Annotated in this window: 21 protein-coding genes; 12 read left to right on the forward strand and 9 right to left on the reverse strand. The window is 71.1% G+C overall.

Translation table 11 applies throughout. The annotated features are described in order from the left end of the window. Nucleotides 1-17 precede the first annotated feature (17 nt). Nucleotides 18-650 carry an FMN-dependent NADH-azoreductase gene (locus ITJ50_RS12940; RefSeq protein ID WP_194590633.1) on the forward strand — a complete coding sequence of 211 codons (633 nt, stop codon included), beginning with the start codon at nucleotides 18-20 and terminating at the stop codon, nucleotides 648-650. Between the two features lie 25 nt (nucleotides 651-675). Here the strand turns inward: ITJ50_RS12940 and ITJ50_RS12945 are convergent, their stop codons facing one another. After that, nucleotides 676-1719 carry an MBL fold metallo-hydrolase gene (locus tag ITJ50_RS12945; RefSeq protein WP_194590634.1) on the reverse strand — a complete coding sequence of 348 codons (1044 nt, stop codon included), beginning with the start codon at nucleotides 1717-1719 and terminating at the stop codon, nucleotides 676-678. A gap of 209 nt (nucleotides 1720-1928) precedes the next feature. On the opposite strand from ITJ50_RS12945, the gene ITJ50_RS12950 reads away from it, so the two are divergent. The 3 genes from ITJ50_RS12950 to ITJ50_RS12960 all read left to right on the forward strand — a co-directional run bounded on the left by ITJ50_RS12950 (nucleotide 1929) and on the right by ITJ50_RS12960 (nucleotide 3460). After that, complete coding sequence (locus ITJ50_RS12950) at nucleotides 1929-2972, forward strand: ATP-dependent DNA ligase (RefSeq protein ID WP_194590635.1); 1044 nt, start codon at nucleotides 1929-1931, stop codon at nucleotides 2970-2972. Nucleotides 2973-3158: 186 nt separating this feature from the next. Continuing rightward, nucleotides 3159-3320: a hypothetical protein gene (locus ITJ50_RS12955; RefSeq protein WP_156155271.1), complete on the forward strand. Its 162-nt coding sequence runs from the start codon at nucleotides 3159-3161 to the stop codon at nucleotides 3318-3320. Further along, nucleotides 3317-3460 carry a hypothetical protein gene (locus tag ITJ50_RS12960; RefSeq protein WP_017886554.1) on the forward strand — a complete coding sequence of 48 codons (144 nt, stop codon included), beginning with the start codon at nucleotides 3317-3319 and terminating at the stop codon, nucleotides 3458-3460. The genes ITJ50_RS12955 and ITJ50_RS12960 overlap by 4 nt, the downstream gene beginning before the upstream one ends. A 40-nt stretch (nucleotides 3461-3500) precedes the next feature. On the opposite strand, the gene ligD is transcribed toward ITJ50_RS12960, so the two are convergent. Then, on the reverse strand, nucleotides 3501-4523 hold the full coding sequence (ligD, locus tag ITJ50_RS12965) for a non-homologous end-joining DNA ligase (RefSeq protein WP_194590636.1): 1023 nt from the start codon (nucleotides 4521-4523) through the stop codon (nucleotides 3501-3503). 146 nt (nucleotides 4524-4669) lie between these two features. Next, nucleotides 4670-5338, reverse strand: a complete 669-nt coding sequence (locus ITJ50_RS12970; RefSeq protein WP_082046812.1) for a G5 domain-containing protein — start codon at nucleotides 5336-5338, stop codon at nucleotides 4670-4672. Nucleotides 5339-5463: 125 nt separating this feature from the next. Between ITJ50_RS12970 and ITJ50_RS12975 the strand changes: the two genes are divergently transcribed. The 3 genes from ITJ50_RS12975 to ITJ50_RS12985 are packed head-to-tail and all read left to right on the forward strand — an operon-like array spanning nucleotide 5464 to nucleotide 8195. Continuing rightward, on the forward strand, nucleotides 5464-6360 hold the full coding sequence (locus ITJ50_RS12975; RefSeq protein WP_017886552.1) for a DUF429 domain-containing protein: 897 nt from the start codon (nucleotides 5464-5466) through the stop codon (nucleotides 6358-6360). Nucleotides 6361-6369: 9 nt separating this feature from the next. After that, on the forward strand, nucleotides 6370-7572 hold the full coding sequence (locus ITJ50_RS12980) for a glycosyltransferase (protein WP_017886551.1): 1203 nt from the start codon (nucleotides 6370-6372) through the stop codon (nucleotides 7570-7572). Beyond that, nucleotides 7569-8195 (forward strand): uracil-DNA glycosylase, encoded by a 627-nt coding sequence (locus tag ITJ50_RS12985; protein WP_017886550.1) that lies wholly within the window; start codon nucleotides 7569-7571, stop codon nucleotides 8193-8195. Before ITJ50_RS12980 ends, ITJ50_RS12985 begins: the two co-directional genes overlap by 4 nt. Nucleotides 8196-8256: 61 nt before the next feature. Here the strand turns inward: ITJ50_RS12985 and ITJ50_RS12990 are convergent, their stop codons facing one another. Beyond that, on the reverse strand, nucleotides 8257-8685 hold the full coding sequence (locus ITJ50_RS12990) for a DUF6892 domain-containing protein (RefSeq protein WP_017886549.1): 429 nt from the start codon (nucleotides 8683-8685) through the stop codon (nucleotides 8257-8259). A gap of 98 nt (nucleotides 8686-8783) precedes the next feature. Between ITJ50_RS12990 and ITJ50_RS12995 the strand changes: the two genes are divergently transcribed. From ITJ50_RS12995 to ITJ50_RS13005, 3 genes are all read left to right on the forward strand, one after another. After that, nucleotides 8784-10238, forward strand: a complete 1455-nt coding sequence (locus ITJ50_RS12995) for an APC family permease (protein ID WP_017886548.1) — start codon at nucleotides 8784-8786, stop codon at nucleotides 10236-10238. Beyond that, nucleotides 10238-10378 carry a hypothetical protein gene (locus ITJ50_RS13000; protein ID WP_194590637.1) on the forward strand — a complete coding sequence of 47 codons (141 nt, stop codon included), beginning with the start codon at nucleotides 10238-10240 and terminating at the stop codon, nucleotides 10376-10378. Before ITJ50_RS12995 ends, ITJ50_RS13000 begins: the two co-directional genes overlap by 1 nt. A gap of 256 nt (nucleotides 10379-10634) precedes the next feature. Then, nucleotides 10635-11255, forward strand: a complete 621-nt coding sequence (locus ITJ50_RS13005) for a hypothetical protein (protein WP_017886546.1) — start codon at nucleotides 10635-10637, stop codon at nucleotides 11253-11255. Between the two features lie 4 nt (nucleotides 11256-11259). Here the strand turns inward: ITJ50_RS13005 and ITJ50_RS13010 are convergent, their stop codons facing one another. From ITJ50_RS13010 to ITJ50_RS13020, 3 genes are all read right to left on the reverse strand, one after another. After that, complete coding sequence (locus tag ITJ50_RS13010; RefSeq protein WP_017886545.1) at nucleotides 11260-11694, reverse strand: hypothetical protein; 435 nt, start codon at nucleotides 11692-11694, stop codon at nucleotides 11260-11262. A gap of 95 nt (nucleotides 11695-11789) precedes the next feature. Beyond that, entirely contained in the window at nucleotides 11790-12287 is a 498-nt protein-coding gene (locus ITJ50_RS17510; protein ID WP_228500578.1) for a DUF6264 family protein, read from the reverse strand. Beyond that, entirely contained in the window at nucleotides 12260-12640 is a 381-nt protein-coding gene (locus ITJ50_RS13020) for a hypothetical protein (protein WP_017886543.1), read from the reverse strand. The genes ITJ50_RS17510 and ITJ50_RS13020 overlap by 28 nt, the downstream gene beginning before the upstream one ends. A 90-nt stretch (nucleotides 12641-12730) precedes the next feature. On the opposite strand from ITJ50_RS13020, the gene ITJ50_RS13025 reads away from it, so the two are divergent. Then, nucleotides 12731-13063, forward strand: a complete 333-nt coding sequence (locus ITJ50_RS13025; protein WP_017886542.1) for a hypothetical protein — start codon at nucleotides 12731-12733, stop codon at nucleotides 13061-13063. A 93-nt stretch (nucleotides 13064-13156) separates the two neighbouring features. Here ITJ50_RS13025 and ITJ50_RS13030 read toward each other — a convergent pair whose 3' ends face one another. After that, nucleotides 13157-13657: a DUF427 domain-containing protein gene (locus tag ITJ50_RS13030; protein ID WP_031259408.1), complete on the reverse strand. Its 501-nt coding sequence runs from the start codon at nucleotides 13655-13657 to the stop codon at nucleotides 13157-13159. Nucleotides 13658-13733: 76 nt separating this feature from the next. Between ITJ50_RS13030 and ITJ50_RS13035 the strand changes: the two genes are divergently transcribed. Next, a complete protein-coding gene (locus ITJ50_RS13035) occupies nucleotides 13734-15146 on the forward strand; it encodes an amino acid permease (RefSeq protein WP_017886540.1) in 1413 nt (470 codons plus the stop codon). Nucleotides 15147-15164: 18 nt separating this feature from the next. Here ITJ50_RS13035 and ITJ50_RS13040 read toward each other — a convergent pair whose 3' ends face one another. Beyond that, nucleotides 15165-15350: a hypothetical protein gene (locus ITJ50_RS13040; protein ID WP_194590638.1), complete on the reverse strand. Its 186-nt coding sequence runs from the start codon at nucleotides 15348-15350 to the stop codon at nucleotides 15165-15167. Nucleotides 15351-15446 lie beyond the last annotated feature (96 nt).

Below are 15446 nucleotides of genomic sequence, written 5' to 3' on the forward strand. Positions count from 1 at the left end.
CCGGTAGCGTTGGCGACATGCCCACGCTGCTGCACATCGACTCCTCGGCCGACCTCTCCCACTCGCGCTCGCGCGCGCTGACCGCAGCCTTCGCCGATGCCTGGCGCGCCCGCGGCCCGGAGTACACGGTCGTCCGGCGCGACCTGCACATCGACCAGCTCCCCCACCTGGAGAGCTCCGCGCTGCACTGGGCCGCCGCCGACCGCACCGCCGACGAGACCGTCGCGCCCGAAGCCGACGCACTGCGGCAGGAGGTCATCGACGAGCTCCTGGCCGCCGACGTCGTCGTGGTCGGTGCGCCGCTGTACAACTACACGGTGCCCTCGACCCTGAAGGCCTGGATCGACCGCATCCACGTGCCCGGCATCCTGACCGGCGGCGTGCAGCCCCTGGCCGGGCGACCCGTCGTGACCGTGGTGAGCCGTGGCGCGACCTACGACGCCGGCACCCCGACCGAGGGCTGGGACCACGGCTCCCCCGTCCTGCACATCGTGCTCGGCACCGCGCTCGGCATGAAGCTGTACCCGATCACCGTCAGCGCCACCCTGGCCGACCGGCTGCCGGACCTCGCCGCCCTGGCCGAGCACGCCGCCGCCGAGTTCGCCGACGCGAAGACGACGATCGAACGCCTCGCGACGACGCTCGGCTGACCCGCGCGGCCGCAGACGGCTGAGGTCAGGCGGGCCGCACCTCGTCGGCCCGCCCGAGCAGGTCTGCGTGGAAGGCCGTCTGCGTCAGTGCGCTCGCGAGCAGGAACCCGGTCATCGACTCGATCCCGCCGCTGAACGGCACCCGGGCGGCGACCTCGAACAGCGTCGGACGGTCCAGTGCGTCGAGGGCCGCGGCGACGTGGCGGGAGCGTTCCTCCCGGTGCCGGGCCAGGGTCCGCGCACGGGTGACGACGTCGCGGAACCGGTACTCGTGCCCCGGGCAGACCTCGAGCTCGGCGTACGGGTCGAGCCGGGCCAAGGACGCCAGGTAGTCCCCCAGTGGGTTGGTGCTGGTCCGTCCACCGAGCCCGATGCCGGAGTTGATCCGCGGCAGCACGTGGTCGCCGGAGAACAGCAGCCCGTCAGCCTCGTCGAGGAAGCACACGTGCCCGCCCGTGTGCCCCGGGGTCCAGAGCGTGCGGATCGTCCGACCGGGGATCGGCAGCAGGTCGCCGTCCTCCAGCGACACGTCGGCGTACGGCGCCTCGATCCGGCCCATCCCGATCCGACGGCCGCTGCCCCACGCCTCGACGACCCCAGCCCGCAGGTGTTCGGGCAGCCCCCACGTCGCGATGTCCGCGTCGTTCCGCTCGGCGTCCGCGCGCTCCCGTTCGAGCGCTCCGACCTCGAGCCCGTGCATCGCCACACGGGCGCCCGTCGCCCGGCGGATCGCAGCTGCGGCGCCCAGGTGGTCGGCGTGCAGGTGCGTCACGGCAACGAGCGACACGTCATCCAGGTCCCGTCCGATCGCGGCGAGACCGTCCCGCAGCTCGTCGAGACGGCCGTCGGCCGACCACCCGGGGTCGATCACCGCGAGCGAGCCGTCCGCCCCCTCGACGACGTAGACCAGGGTGGCGTCGGGCACCCCGAACCGGAACGGCACCGCGAGGGTCCAGATGCCCGGCCGGACCTGCTCGACGGGCGGCAGGACACCGTCACGGAGCGCGGCGGCCTGCACGGGGCTGATCGGTTCCGGGGCCGGCGCTGCCGGCGGGGGCACGGTCGTCACGCTCGCCACCATACCGACGCGTGTTTGGCCGGCGATGGCCCTGCTCCCGACGCATGGTGAGCAGAAGAGGTCGGGTGCGGGCCGTGGACCCGACCATTCCTGCTCACCGAACGCACGCGCCGGGCGGAGCACGGGCCTCCAGGCAGACGGCGCAGGCTGCGCAGCACCGCGTCGACAGCGCCGACGACGCGCGCGAGTAGACAGGACGCATGGAGATCGCACCGATGCTCGCCAAGGCCGTCGCCACCGTGCCCGACCCGGACAGCACGAAGGGCGGGCTGCGGTACGAGCCGAAGTGGGACGGCTTCCGCGGCATCGTGACCATCGACGGCGACGACGTCGAGATCGGCAGCCGCGGCGCCAAGCCGCTCACCCGGTACTTCCCCGAACTCGTCGAGGCGTTCCGCGCGCAGTTCGGTGGACGCGACCACCCGGTCGTCCTCGACGGCGAGGTGATCCTGCGGTCCGGCGAGCCCGGTGCCGAGCGGCTCGACTGGGAGGCCCTGTCACAGCGCATCCACCCGGCGGCCTCACGGATCGCCAAGCTCAGCGTCGAGACCCCGGCACAGTTCGTGGCGTTCGACCTGCTGGCGGTCGACGGGCAGGAACTGCTCGACCTGCCGTTCGACGAGCGCCGCGAGCGCCTGGAACAGCTCGGCGACGCGATGACCGCCCCGCTCTTCGTCACCCGCACCACGCTCGACGTCGAGCAGGCCCGCGAATGGCTCACCACCTTCGAGGGCGCCGGGCTCGACGGCGTCGTCGCGAAGCCCCGCGCGCGGCCGTACGAACCGAACAAGCGCACCATGCTCAAGATCAAGCACCACCGCACCGCCGACGTCGTCGCCATCGGCTACCGCGTGCACAAGAGCGGCTCCGGTGTCGGGTCGCTGCTGGTCGGCCTGTACGACGCAGACGGCGAGCTCCGCCAGGTGGGCGGCGTCTCCGCCTTCACGGACAAGCGACGGGCCGCGTTGGTCGAAGAACTCGAGCCCGTCGTGCTCCGCGATGCGGACGGGAGGCCCGTGACCGGTGACGGGGAACGGTCGCGGTTCTCGTCGGGTCGCGACACGTCGTTCGTCCGGCTGGCGCCGGAACTGGTGCTCGAGGTCCGGTACGACCAGATGGAGGGCGACCGGTTCCGGCACACCGTGCAGTTCGAGCGGTGGCGGCCCGACCGTGACGCGACGTCGTGCGGGTTCGAGCAGCTCGAGGTGCCGAGTGCGTACGACCTGCACGACGTGCTGTCCTGAGGCGTTCGCCACCGCCCCTGTGCGCTCCTCCGGGTCGTGGAACGCACTGCGGTGTCCGTTTGTCGCTGTTCTGTCACGTTCCGGGAAAAGTAGTTAGCCGAACTAGCGAAGCCGTGCCAGGATGATCTCAGCAGCACGAGGCGTCCATTCCGGAGCCCCGGATGCCTGGATCGAATGGGGATCGACATGAGCACCAGCACGCTTGTCCGCCACCCTCAGCGGAGCCCCTTCACCGAAGTCCGAGAAGCACGGCGTCAGCGCGTCCTGCAGCTCAGCGCGGTCATCAGCGCCATCGCCGGCGTCACCGCCACGGCGCTCGCACTCGTCACGATCGGACTCGGCGCGTGATCGTCGACGGCATCACCGACGCGCACCGCGGCACCTGGTCGCGACTGACCCGCCTGCACACCGCGAGCGTCGGGCTGCCGACGCACACCACCCGCGTCGAAGACCCGGACCGCCAGCGGGACGTCTCCTCCGCAGCCTGAGGTTCGGCTCGGCTGGGCCCGTCTGCTCGACCGCTGGGCCTCAGCTCGGCTTCTTCGCCCGTGAGGGCTGCACGCGCGGCGGTTCCCCCGGCATCTTCGGGAAGTCCGGCGGGAACGGCAGCTCCCCCTCGCCGTTCGCCAGGTCACGCTCCCACCACTCCAGCAGCGGTGCGATGCTGCCCGGCTGCTCCCGCATCGACTCCCACGGGTCGCCGGTGGTCTGCAGCCGCTCCGGAACCGTCCGGATCGTGAAGCTCGTCGGGTCAGCGGTCGGCAGTTCGTCCCATGTGATCGGCGTCGACACCGAGGCGTGCGCCAAGGCCCGGGGGCTGTAGGCACCGGCCATCGTGCGGTCGCGGTTCGCCTGGTTGAAGTCGACGAAGATCCGCTGTCCCCGTTCCTCCTTCCACCACGCCGTCGTCACCTGGTCGGGCATCCGGCGTTCGAGTTCACGCGCTGCGGCGATCACCGCGTGCCGCACGTCGAGGAACTCGTGCTCGGGGTGGATCGGCGCGAACACGTGCAGGCCACGGTTGCCGCTCGTCTTGATCCACGTGATCAGCCCGGCCTCGTCGAGGACCTTCCGGAGCTCCTCGGCCACGGGCACCGTGTCACCGAAGCCGGTGCCGGGCTGCGGGTCGAGGTCGATGCGGAGCTGGTCCGGGTGGTCGCTGTCCTCGGCGCGTGAGGCCCACGGGTGGAACACCACCGTGTTCATCTGGGCGGCCCACACCGCCACGGCCGGCTCATCGATCACGAGCTGCGGGTGCGACCGGGCACTCGGGTAGGTCACCGTCACCGAACGGACGTAGTCGGGGGCTCCCTTCGGCGGGTTCTTCGAGAAGAACTGCTCGCCGTCGACACCACCGGGGAACCGCTGCAGCGAGATCGGCCGGTCGCCGTTCGCCCGGACGAAGGCATCGCCCACCGTCACGAGGTACTCCGCCAGGTCGAGCTTCGTGATCCCCGCCTCGGGCCAGAGCACCCGCGAGGGGCTGCTGATCCGGACCTCGCGGTCGCCGTCAGGCCCGGGCACACGCACCATCGTCGCTTCGCTCGCCATGCAGCGGACCGTACACGCGTGCCCGCCGCGCGCCCGCAGCCCGGTGTGCGTGCGCCTTCGCGCTCCCGCTGGACACCGGTGTTCCCGGGTCGAACACGCGCACACCGGTGTTCAGCGCACGAACACCGGTGTCTTGCGGGCAGCACTCACATGACGTTCCAGTGCAGGTGACCGTTCGCGTCAGGACCCTTGCCACCGCAGGTGTACGAGTTGCCGTTCGCCGCCTGCGCGACGACACCGGCCTGCGCATCGGCGCAGAACGCCCCGGGCGTGATGAAGTCCTGCGACTGCGCGGGCGCCTGCTCGACGGGCGCGGGAGCAGGAGCAGCTGGCGCAGGCGCGGGAGCCGCGGGGGCCGGAGCAGGCTCGACGTACGACCCGACCGCGGTCACCTCGGGCACCGGTGCCGTCGACACGGTCCTGGACACCTGGACTCGGTCCGTCTCGACGCCGTCGGTGGTGGTCACGCGGTACGTGCGGGTGAGCACGCCGTCGACACCCGCCGTCTGCAGCCGCGTCTGGCCCTTCGCCAGGGTCGGATCGTCGATGGTGGTCTTCCGGAAGTGGATCGGGAAGTCCTTCGAGACCTCCGACACCTCGACGACCGGGGTCGGCGTCGGGGTCGGCGTCGCGCTGGGTGTCGGGGTCGTGGCGACGTCGGCGACGGCTCGCGGAGCAGCCGTGTCCTGGCTGGCACTGGTCACGGCGGCACCGACCACAGCACCGGCGGTGCCCACGCCTCCGACCCAGATCACCGCTGCGATCGCGACGACGACCGAAGCCTTCGCCTTCGTCGGTAGTGCTGACCAGCGCATCCTGCGACATCCCCTCGTGTTCGGTACGACGATCCAGGGTGCCTCGTTCTCCGTCGACCGCTGCACCCCCACTCCGGGGCAGCCGCGCTGTGAGGATGAACCGTGCGCCGGGCAGGATGGGGCAGGTGAACGCGTACCTCGGCATCGACCTCGCGTGGGGACTCGGCTCGGATCGGAAGGCCGCGAACGAGACCGGGCTGGTCGCGATGGACTCCGACGGCACGATCACCGACGCCGGGTGGGCCCGCGGGGTCGACGCCGTCACCGACTGGATCGCCGCGCACCTCGGGCAACGGTCCCTCATCGCGGTGGACGCCTCGCTCGTCGTGACGAACCCGACGGGGATCCGCGAGTCCGAACGACAGGTCGGGCAGCGCTACGGCCGGTGGAAGGTCGCGGCCAACCCGACGAACCAGGCATCTGCGGCGAGCGCCGGCTCAGCGCTGCTCGACCGGCTGACCGCACTCGGCGTTGGGTACGTCTCCGACACGGACGCCATGCGGGCACGGACCGGTCCGGCGATGTTCGAGTGCTACCCGTACACGACGCTGGTGGGGGTGGAGGAGCTCGGGTACGAGGTCGAACGCCCCCGCTACAAGCGACTCGACCTGCGGATCCCCGCCGCCGAGGCCCGTGCCCGTCGCGCCGAGGCCTTCGACGAACTGGTCCGGCGGCTGCGCGAGACCCCGCTCGACCCGCCGCTGCTGCTCGACTCCCACCCGCTGACGCAGCGGCTCGCCGATCCGTCGGTGCTGCACGGTCCGACGCACAAGCACCGCGAGGACCTGCTCGACGGGGCGCTGTGCGCGTGGACGGCGTCGTTCTGGGAGCGACACGGCGACGAGCGCGTGCAGATCCTGGGAGGTGATCCTCCCCACCGACACGGCCCGGACGCCGCTGGCGCGTCGCCCGGGAACCGGCGGCGTGGGCCCACCCTCCCCACCGACACGCCAGACGAGGCGGGCCGCCGGCCCGTCGTGGTGGCGCCCGCACGCCCGTCGCAGCGGGGGCCGCGCGGCTAGGGTTGAGCAGTGAGCTCGACGACCGAACCCCTGCACATCGGGCTGGTGTCGCTGCACACCTCCCCCGGAGACGAACCCGGTTCGGGCGAGGTCGGCGGCATGAACGTCGTCGTCCGGCACCAGGCCGAGGCGCTGGCCGACCTGGGCCACCACGTGGACATCATCACGCGCCGGTCCGCCCCGACGCAGCCGGACTCGGTCTCGCTGGTGCCGGGCGTGTGTCTGCGGTTCCTGTCCGCGGGACCGGCCCAGCCGGTGCCGAAGGGCGAGCACGACGCGTTCATCGAGCCGTTCCGCCACGAGCTCGAGCAGCTCGGGCAGTTCGACGTCCTGCACTCGCACCACTGGTTCTCCGGAGCGGCCGCTCTGCCCGTCGCCCGCGAGCGCGGCATCCCCCACGTGCAGTCCTTCCACTCCATCGCTGCCGACCCGGCGACCCCGCTGTCCGAGGGCGAGCGCCCCGAGTCCGCCGGTCGCATCGCGGGCGAAGAACTGCTGGCCCGCGAGTCCGACGCCGTCGTCGTGGTGTCCGAGGCCGAAGCGTCGACCGTGCGCTCGCGGCTCGGTGGCGACGACGCCCGCATCTGGATCGTGCCGCCGGGGGTCGACGGTTCCGTCTTCCGTCCCGCTGCGGTCGGTGCGCGCCGCGCCGCCTCGCCCTACGTGGTCGCGGCGGCGCGCGTGCAGCCGCTCAAGGGCCTGGACCTGGCGATCGAGGCGATCGCCGACATCAGCCTGGAGGCCCGCCCCACTCTGGTCATCGCGGGCGACGTCTCGAGTGAGGCGGGCGACTACGTGGACGAACTGCGTCGGCTCGCCGACGCGCGTGGCATCGCCGACCACGTCACCTTCATCGGGCCGCAGTCCCGTGCCGACCTGGCGTTCCTGTTCCGTGGCGCGGCAGCCGTGCTCGTGCCGTCCCACTCCGAGACGTACGGCCTCGTCGCGCTCGAGGGGTCCGCTTCCGGGGTGCCGGTCGTGGCCGCCGCTGCCGGGGGCCTTCGTGAGGCCGTGGTCGACGGGGAGACGGGTGTCGTGCTCGAGTCCCGCGACCCGCAGGACTGGGCGAACGAGATCGAGCGGATCCTGACGGATGCGCCCTACGCCGCCGGGCTCGCTGCTGCGGGCCGGGAGCACGCGGAGCGGCTCAGCTGGGAGCGGTCGGCCGCGGGGCTCGAGGACGTCTACCGCCGGGTGCTCGGACGCTCGTGAACAGGTCGGGGGCCCCGGACACGGGCGATCGGTTCGCGGCGTTCTGGGCCGCGATCGACGCCGTGCCCGTGGAGTCCGACGCCGAGGCGCTCTACGACGTCGGATCGGCCGAGGGGCGGCTGCGTCGGGCGAACCTGACGCGGTACCTGGAGCAGTCCGGGCCGGGTGCCGACACGCTGCTCGTGGCCGAGGCCCCGGGGTGGCGCGGCATGACGAACACGGGCGTGCCGTTCACGAGCATGCGTGAACTCGGGTCCGAGTACCTCGTGCCGCCGGACCCGACCGCCCCGTGGGAAGCGTCGTCCCGCGTCGTGCACGCCGCACTCGAGGGGTGGCACGGCGCGCTCCCCGTCGCGTGGGCGATCTTCCCGCACCATCCGTTCGTGGCACCGGACCGGCTGACGAACCGCACGCCCCGGCCCGCCGAGGTCCGTTCGGGAGCCCCCGTCGCGCTCGCGCTGCTGGAGGCCCTCGGCGGCGCGGACCGGGTCCGGGTGGTCGCCGTCGGTCGGAAGGCGCAGGGAGCGCTCGCGCTGGCCGGCATCGAGGCGGTCGCCGTGCGGCACCCGGCGCAGGGTGGCGCGAAGCAGTTCACCGAGCAGGTGCGGGCGCTCGACCGCTAGCCGTCGGCCCGTCCCGGTGAGGTGCCGGTCGGGTGCCGGTCGGGTGCCGGTTGCGTCCCGCTCAGGCGGAGCGGACCTCGACACCCTTCGTCGCCAACCGCTCGGCGACGTGGGCGGGCAACGGTGCGGCGGCGTACACGGTGCGGAGCTCCGGCAGGTCGAGCAGGTCGTCCCAGTTCTGCGGGTCGAATCGGTCGTCCGAGCCGTCCCAGCCGGGGTGGACGTCCTGCAGGACCTCGAGGTCGGAGTCCACCCTGATCTCCGTGACGAGCGACAGGTGCGACGGCAGCAGGTCGAGGTCGTCGTAGTACTCGCGCGCCCGGTCGTCCTGCCCGTCGACGTCGAGGTCCTCGTCGGTCTCGTCCTCGGCGTCCGGGTCGTAGGGGTCGAGGACGTCGAGGTCGTAGCAGAGGACATCGAGCACCAGGAGCTTCGCGTTGAAGTCCGCGAACTCGATGGGCTCCTCGGTGGTGTTCGACTGCTGGTCCATGGCCCGGAGCGTATCCGTCGCCGCGGGACCGTGTTGCGATCGCGAGAAACCTTCCTGTGGGACTGGACAGCAAGGTGTTCCGCGCGCAAGGGTGACGCATGGCCACCACCAAGACGGACCGCCCACAGCAGGAGCAGCACGAGCTCCGCCGGGTCATCGGTCCCAAGCTCCTGCTGCTGTTCATCGTCGGCGACATCCTCGGTACGGGTGTCTACGCGCTCACCGGCCAGGTCGCGGCCGAGGTCGGTGGGGCAGCGTGGCTCCCGTTCCTCATCGCGTTCGCGGTCGCCCTGCTGACGGCGTTCTCGTACCTCGAGCTCGTGACGAAGTACCCGCAGACCGCCGGCGCCGCGCTCTACGTGCACAAGGCGTTCGGCATCCACTTCGTCACGTTCATCGTGACGTTCATCGTGATGTGTTCCGGGATCACGTCGGCGTCGACCGCGTCGCGGGCGTTCGCGGCGAACCTCGGCGCGGGGTTCGGCATCGAACTGCCGAACGGCGTGGTGATGCTCATCGCGATGGGCTTCATGCTCGCGGTGATGTTCATCAACTTCCGCGGGGTGAGCGAGAGCGTCAAGACGAACGTCGTGCTGACGCTGGTCGAGCTGTCCGGTCTCGTCATGGTGATCCTGATCGGGTTCTGGGCGATCGCGGGCGGCAACGCGGACTTCTCGCGGGTCGTGATGTTCGAGACGCCGGAGGACAAGTCCCTGCTGCTGTCGATCAGCACCGCGACGTCGTTGGCGTTCTTCGCGATGGTCGGGTTCGAGGACTCGGTCAACATGGCCGAGGAGACGAAGGACCCCTCGCGCATCTTCCCGAAGATCATGCTCACCGGCCTCGGCATCACCGCCGTGATCTACGTGCTCGTGTCGATCTGCGCCGTCGCCGTGGTGCCGATCGGTGAGCTCGCCGGCAACGAGACGCCGCTGGTGACCGTGGTGCAGACCGCGGCGCCGGACTTCCCCATCGCCGACCTGCTGCCGTTCATCTCGATGTTCGCCGTCGCCAACACGGCCCTGATCAACATGATGATGGCGTCGCGGCTGCTCTACGGCATGAGCAAGCAGGGCGTGCTGCCGGGCTTCCTGTCCCGCATCTCCCCCGCCCGTCGCACCCCGTCGACCGCGATCGTCTTCACCACGCTCATCTCGCTCCTGCTGATCGGGTGGGTCTCGCTCGACCCCGACTCCCCCATCGTCGTCGTCCTCGGCGGCACCACCTCGCTGTTGCTGCTGACGGTGTTCGCCGTCGTCAACGTGACCGTGCTCGTGCTGCGCCGCGACAAGGTCGACCACAAGCACTTCCGTGCCGGTGTGGTCATCCCGATCATCGGCATCGTCACGTGCCTGTGGCTCGTCATGCCGTTCTCGTCCGGTCGTGACCCGCAGCAGTACCAGATCGCCGGCGCCCTGCTGGCCCTGGGCGTGCTGCTCTGGGTCCTGACGTGGTTCACCCACGGACGGAAGCAGGCTGAGAAGGCCCCGACCGGACTCGTCACGGAACCGACGAAGGTGCAGCGCCCGCCGCACGACCAGCGCGACGCCTGATGGACGCGACGAGCGTCATCTGGACCGTCGTCATCGCCGTGATCGCCGCGCTGTCGCTGTCCGCCGGAGGCTGGCGCCTGCGTCGGGCCCGGGGTCAGGGTCAGGGTCAGGGTCGAGGGGTCGGCCGACGCGACCGCTGACCGCCGCGCACGGATGACCGTGACGGTTCTGGTTCACGAAGCCCTGCGCTTCGTGAACCAGAACCGTCACTCGTTGTTGGGGATGCACCTTCCCCGCGGCGAGCAACCGGCGGCGGACCGCGGACTCCGAACCGCGAACCCCGAATGTGCGACCACGGCGGGCCGCCGCAGGCTTCCCAGGAGGCGCCCGTACGCTCGTGCTGCTCTTCCTGCTCCGTCCGCCCAGCACTCGCCCAGCCCGTCGAGAGGTCCCGTCATGCGCCGTGTCGGCATCACCCTGGCCTCGGTGTTCGGCGCCGGGATCGTGGCGGTCGGCATCGGCGTGGTCGTCCTCGTGGTGATCGCGGTCAACTCGCTCGCCGGGGTCGCGAAGTCGAGCGCCGCGACACCGGAGCCCGCGTGCCCGGCCGTCGCCTCGAAGACGATCGGCGGCATGGTCGTGCCGGCCGGACCCGTCGCCGGCTTCTGCCAGGACCGCCTGGTGAACGCCGCGCACGTGATCGAAGCCGCCCAGGCACTCGGGATCGGCCCGCACACGCAGGCCGTCGGTGTGATGACCGCGATCGGTGAGTCGAGCCTGGTCAACCTGGACCACGGCGACGCCGCCGGCCCGGACAGTCGCGGACTGTTCCAGCAGCGCGACAACGGCGCCTGGGGCACGTACGAGCAGCGGATGGACCCGTACACGGCCGCGACGATGTTCTACACGAAGCTCGTGAAGGTACCGGGCTGGAAGACGATGACGCCGACGCAGATGGCACACGCAGTGCAGATCAACTCGGACCCGGACCACTACGCGAAGTCGTGGCCCGAGGCGAAGGTGATCGTCGAGGAGCTCACCGGCCAGACCGTGCCGGACACCGCTCCCCAGGGCTGACCCGTCACGAGGCCACCGCCTGCGTTTCCTCGTCGAACTCGACGATGGCCGCTCCGCCGGAGTGCACGACGACCTGCGCGCGGAGCCGGACGGACTGCTCGTCGAGGGCACACGCGCAGGCGTCGACCCACTCCCAGTCCACCGGGTAGAGGCGATCGGCGCCGGGGCGTTCCCACGCGAGCACGACGTCGGCGGCACCGAGCTGCGCGACGATGTCGGCGATCAGGGCGGCGAAGTCGTCGACGTGTTCGTCCGGCGAGTACGGCAGGTCGGCGATCGGCAGCAGGAACGGGATCGACATCCCGCGGTCGTCGAGGAACAGCACCCAGCACTGCCGACGCAGCGGGCGTTCGACGACGGCTTCGACGAGTGCGACGACGTCGTCGTCGGTGCGGACGGGTTCACGGGTCAGGCGGTCGAGCATCTCGGTGTCAGGCATGGCCCCAGCGTGGCGGCCCAGCATCCACCCCCGAGGCGACGACCAGCTTCTGTGGAGAGACGCTCGACGAGCCCGGCCTGTGGAGGAAGAACCGCTCAGATGCCGTGCGTGACCGAGCTGTCGACGAGCAACAGCGAGGCGAAGAACACCGCGACGATCGCCGCCATACCGACGAGCACCACCGGCCAGGTCAACCGTCGGCGCACGAGCCGCAGTACGCACACCACGATCGTCGCGACGAGCACCACCGCCACGATGATCGGCCCCAAGACGACCACGGAGTCACCCAGCGTCTCGTTGCAGGTGTTGCCCGGTGCCGCACACGACACGAACGCCAGCGACATGAGCTTGATCCCCCACCCCGCTGCCAACGCACCCACCGTGAGCACCACGAGCAGGGCGGCGGAGGCGACCACGTCCGCGACGCGAGCGCGTCCTGCCAGGGGGTGCCGGGCCTCCCGACCGAAGCGCGCCGGGCCGGACCCGAGCGGATCGGGACCCGACGCAGGACCCGATCCCGGCCCCACCCCGGGGGCCGGCCCGGTCTGCCGCGCGGGCGCGCCCATCAGGAGCGCCGGCCGCGCGTCGACCAGAGGGCGAGCGCGATGAGGACGGGCTGGCCGAACAGGCGACCGAAGCGCTTCTCGTCGCTGTCCAGGCCGAAGGCGTCGCGACGGTTGACCCACTGCGACAGGTTGCCGGGGAAGATCACCGTGAAGAACAGGGCAGCGATCGAGCCGACGAAGCGACGCGCAGACTTCGGCGCGAGCACCAGGGCCGAGCCGAGCGTGATCTCCGCGACCCCGGACGCGAGCACCGTCGTGTCGTCGTCGAGCGGCACGAAGTCGGGCACCTGCGCCGTGAACTCCTTGCGCGCGAAGGTGAGGTGGCTCGTGCCCGCGACGACGAGGGCCAGGCCGAGCAGGACGCGGAAGAAGGAACGCATGCCTCCATGGTGCCCGTTCCCACGGCCGGATGCCCGCGCTGCGCGACCCGGACGTACCCGAAGCGAGGTTCACTCGCTACCATGCCGTCCATGGGAGCAGTCGCTCGGGACCACGAACCGCCGGCAGCTCCGGCGACCTTCGCGGTGTTGCTCGGACCGGTCGCGTTCTACCTGGGCATCATCGTGCCCGCGCAGTCCACCATCCGCCACGTCCTGCTCGCTGCCGTGTTCGGGCTGGTCTGCGTGCTGAGCGGCTGGCGGGCGATCCGGATCGCCGGCCGTCGCCGAGCCGTGCAGGTGTGGTCGTGGATCGGCATCGTCATCGGCACCGCCGGACTCGTCATGCTCGTCTGGCAGGTGCTCGTGATCGTGAGCGGCGGCACGTTTCCGCCGCCGTTCTGGTCGCCGTACGCCAACCGCTGACGCGGTCCGGCCGGGAGGCCCGGATCGGGTCCGCCCCGCCGCCCACGAAACGGGTCGGTCCGGGTCAGGGCCGCCCCACCTGACGACGCCGGGTCACCAGCCGAGCGTGCCGGGCGCGCCCTTGAACGGGCCGACGATGTCCGCCGTGATCCAGCCGCCGTAGAAGTCGCCGTCCTGCGCCTGGACCCGTTCGCCGCCGACCTCGCACGAATCCATCGCCGACGGGTAGATCGCGACGCGTTCCCGCAGCGACTCGTAGCCGGGGACCGGTGTCGGGTAGTTCCACGCGGCACGGCTCGCGACCGTGCCATCGCCGCCGACGACGTCGAAGTAGCGCGCCAGGCCCTTGAACTCGCACATGCTCGATCCCGACGCCTTGACGAGCGCGCCCTCGGCCAGGTCGGCCATCGGCAGGTAGTAGACCGGCGGGTGCGAGGTCTCGAGCACGCGGACGGCGTCGGTCGTGTCCGCGACGACCGTGCCGCCCAGACGGACGACGACGCGGGCGGTGACCCGCTCGACGGCGGGTGGGCGGGGGTAGTCCCAGACGGATTCCTGGCCGGGGCCGGGCTCGGTCCTCTTCGGGTGGCGCATGCTCCAGGTGTACGCCCGGAGCCTGCGGTGCAGCCGCGTGCGTGCGCGGAATCGTCTCCGGGTGCACCATGGGCGGGTGACGACGACGACACGCACCCTGTTCCGACGGAAGCCCATCGAGACGATCGATGACGAGGCCGGGGGCGAGGGCGGCCTGAAACGGCACCTCGGCCTGTGGCAGCTCACCGCGATCGGCATCGGCGGCATCATCGGCGCCGGCATCTTCACCCTCGCCGGCACCGTCGCGAACGGCGTCGCCGGACCCGCGGTGCTGATCAGCTTCCTGGTCGCCGGCGTCGCGAGCGCCGCCGCCGCCCTGTCCTACGCCGAGTTCGCCGGGCTCATCCCGAAGGCCGGCAGTGCGTACACGTACGGCTACGCGGTGCTCGGCGAGATCGTCGGGTGGTTCATCGGCTGGGACCTGTTGCTCGAGTACACCGCGATCGTGGCGGTGGTCGCGATCGGCATCTCCGGCTACGTGGGGTTCCTGGTCGGCCAGTTCGGCATCGACCTGCCCGCGTGGATGCTCGGCGCCCCCGGCACCGGTGACGGCCACGTCATCGACGTGTTCGCGATCGCGCTGTGCCTGCTCACCGCGTTCGTGCTCACCCGCGGCATCCGCAGCGCCGCCCGGTTCGAGTTCGTCGCCGTCGGCATCAAGGTGGCGCTCGTCGTGCTCATCGTCGTGCTCGGGGTGTTCCACATCAACAGCGCGAACTACTCCCCGTACTTCCCGTTCGGGTTCGGCGGCGTGATGACCGGCGCCGCGACCGTGTTCTTCGCCGTGTTCGGCTACGACGCCATGTCCACGGCGGCCGAGGAGTCCACCGACGCCCGCAAGCACATGCCGAAGGCGATCCTGCTGTCCCTCGGCATCTCGATGGTCCTCTACGTCCTGGCGACGCTCGTGCTCACCGGGATGCAGAAGTACACCGACATCGACCCGGCGTCGGGCTTCTCGTCGGCGTTCGCGTCGGTCGGGCTCGGCGGTGTCGCCAACGTCATCGCGATCGGTGCCATCGTCGGCATCGTCACGGTGCTGGTGACGTTCATGCTCGGTGCCTCGCGCGTCTGGTTCTCGATGAGCCGCGACGGTCTGATGCCGAAGTGGTTCGCGAAGACCGACCCGAAGCGGCACGTGCCGACACGGGTGACCTGGATCCTCGGCATCGCGTCGGCGATCCTGGCCGGGGTGCTGCCGATCGGTGTCGTCGCGGAGCTCACGAACATCGGGATCCTGCTCGCGTTCGTCGTGGTCTGCTCGGCCGTGGTGGTGCTGCGCTACCGGCAGCCCGACCTGGACCGCCAGTTCCGGCTGCCGTTCATGCCCGTCATCCCGATCATCGGCGTCATCGCGTCGCTGTGGCTCGTCACGTTCCTGCAGTGGGAGACGTGGGTGCGGTTCGCGATCTGGTTCGCGATCGGGCTCGGTGTGTACTTCGGGTACTCGCGGAAGCACAGCAAGCTGGCCGAGCCGGCGAAGCGCTGACCCCGAGCCCCTGCGCGGCTACCGCGACGGAGACCGTCGGCGTCTCAGCGCCGCCCAGACAACGGCGACCACCACGCCCGCTGCGAACCACAGCCACGAGTTCGGCTGCCCGGCGAGCGCACCGGCCGCGCTGCCGATCAGCCCCAGCACGAGGGCGGTCAGCGGCAGCCACTGCTTGGTCGTTCGTGTGGGTCGGGATGCCATGGGCGAGACCTTCGTGACAGGGGTGCGGACAGCGCCGAGCCGCAACTGCACATCGACGGATCCGGCTCGGAGTGGAGCCAGTGTACGGCTGGGTCG

Source organism: Curtobacterium sp. VKM Ac-2889, assembly GCF_015350855.1.
Lineage (GTDB): Bacteria > Actinomycetota > Actinomycetes > Actinomycetales > Microbacteriaceae > Curtobacterium > Curtobacterium poinsettiae.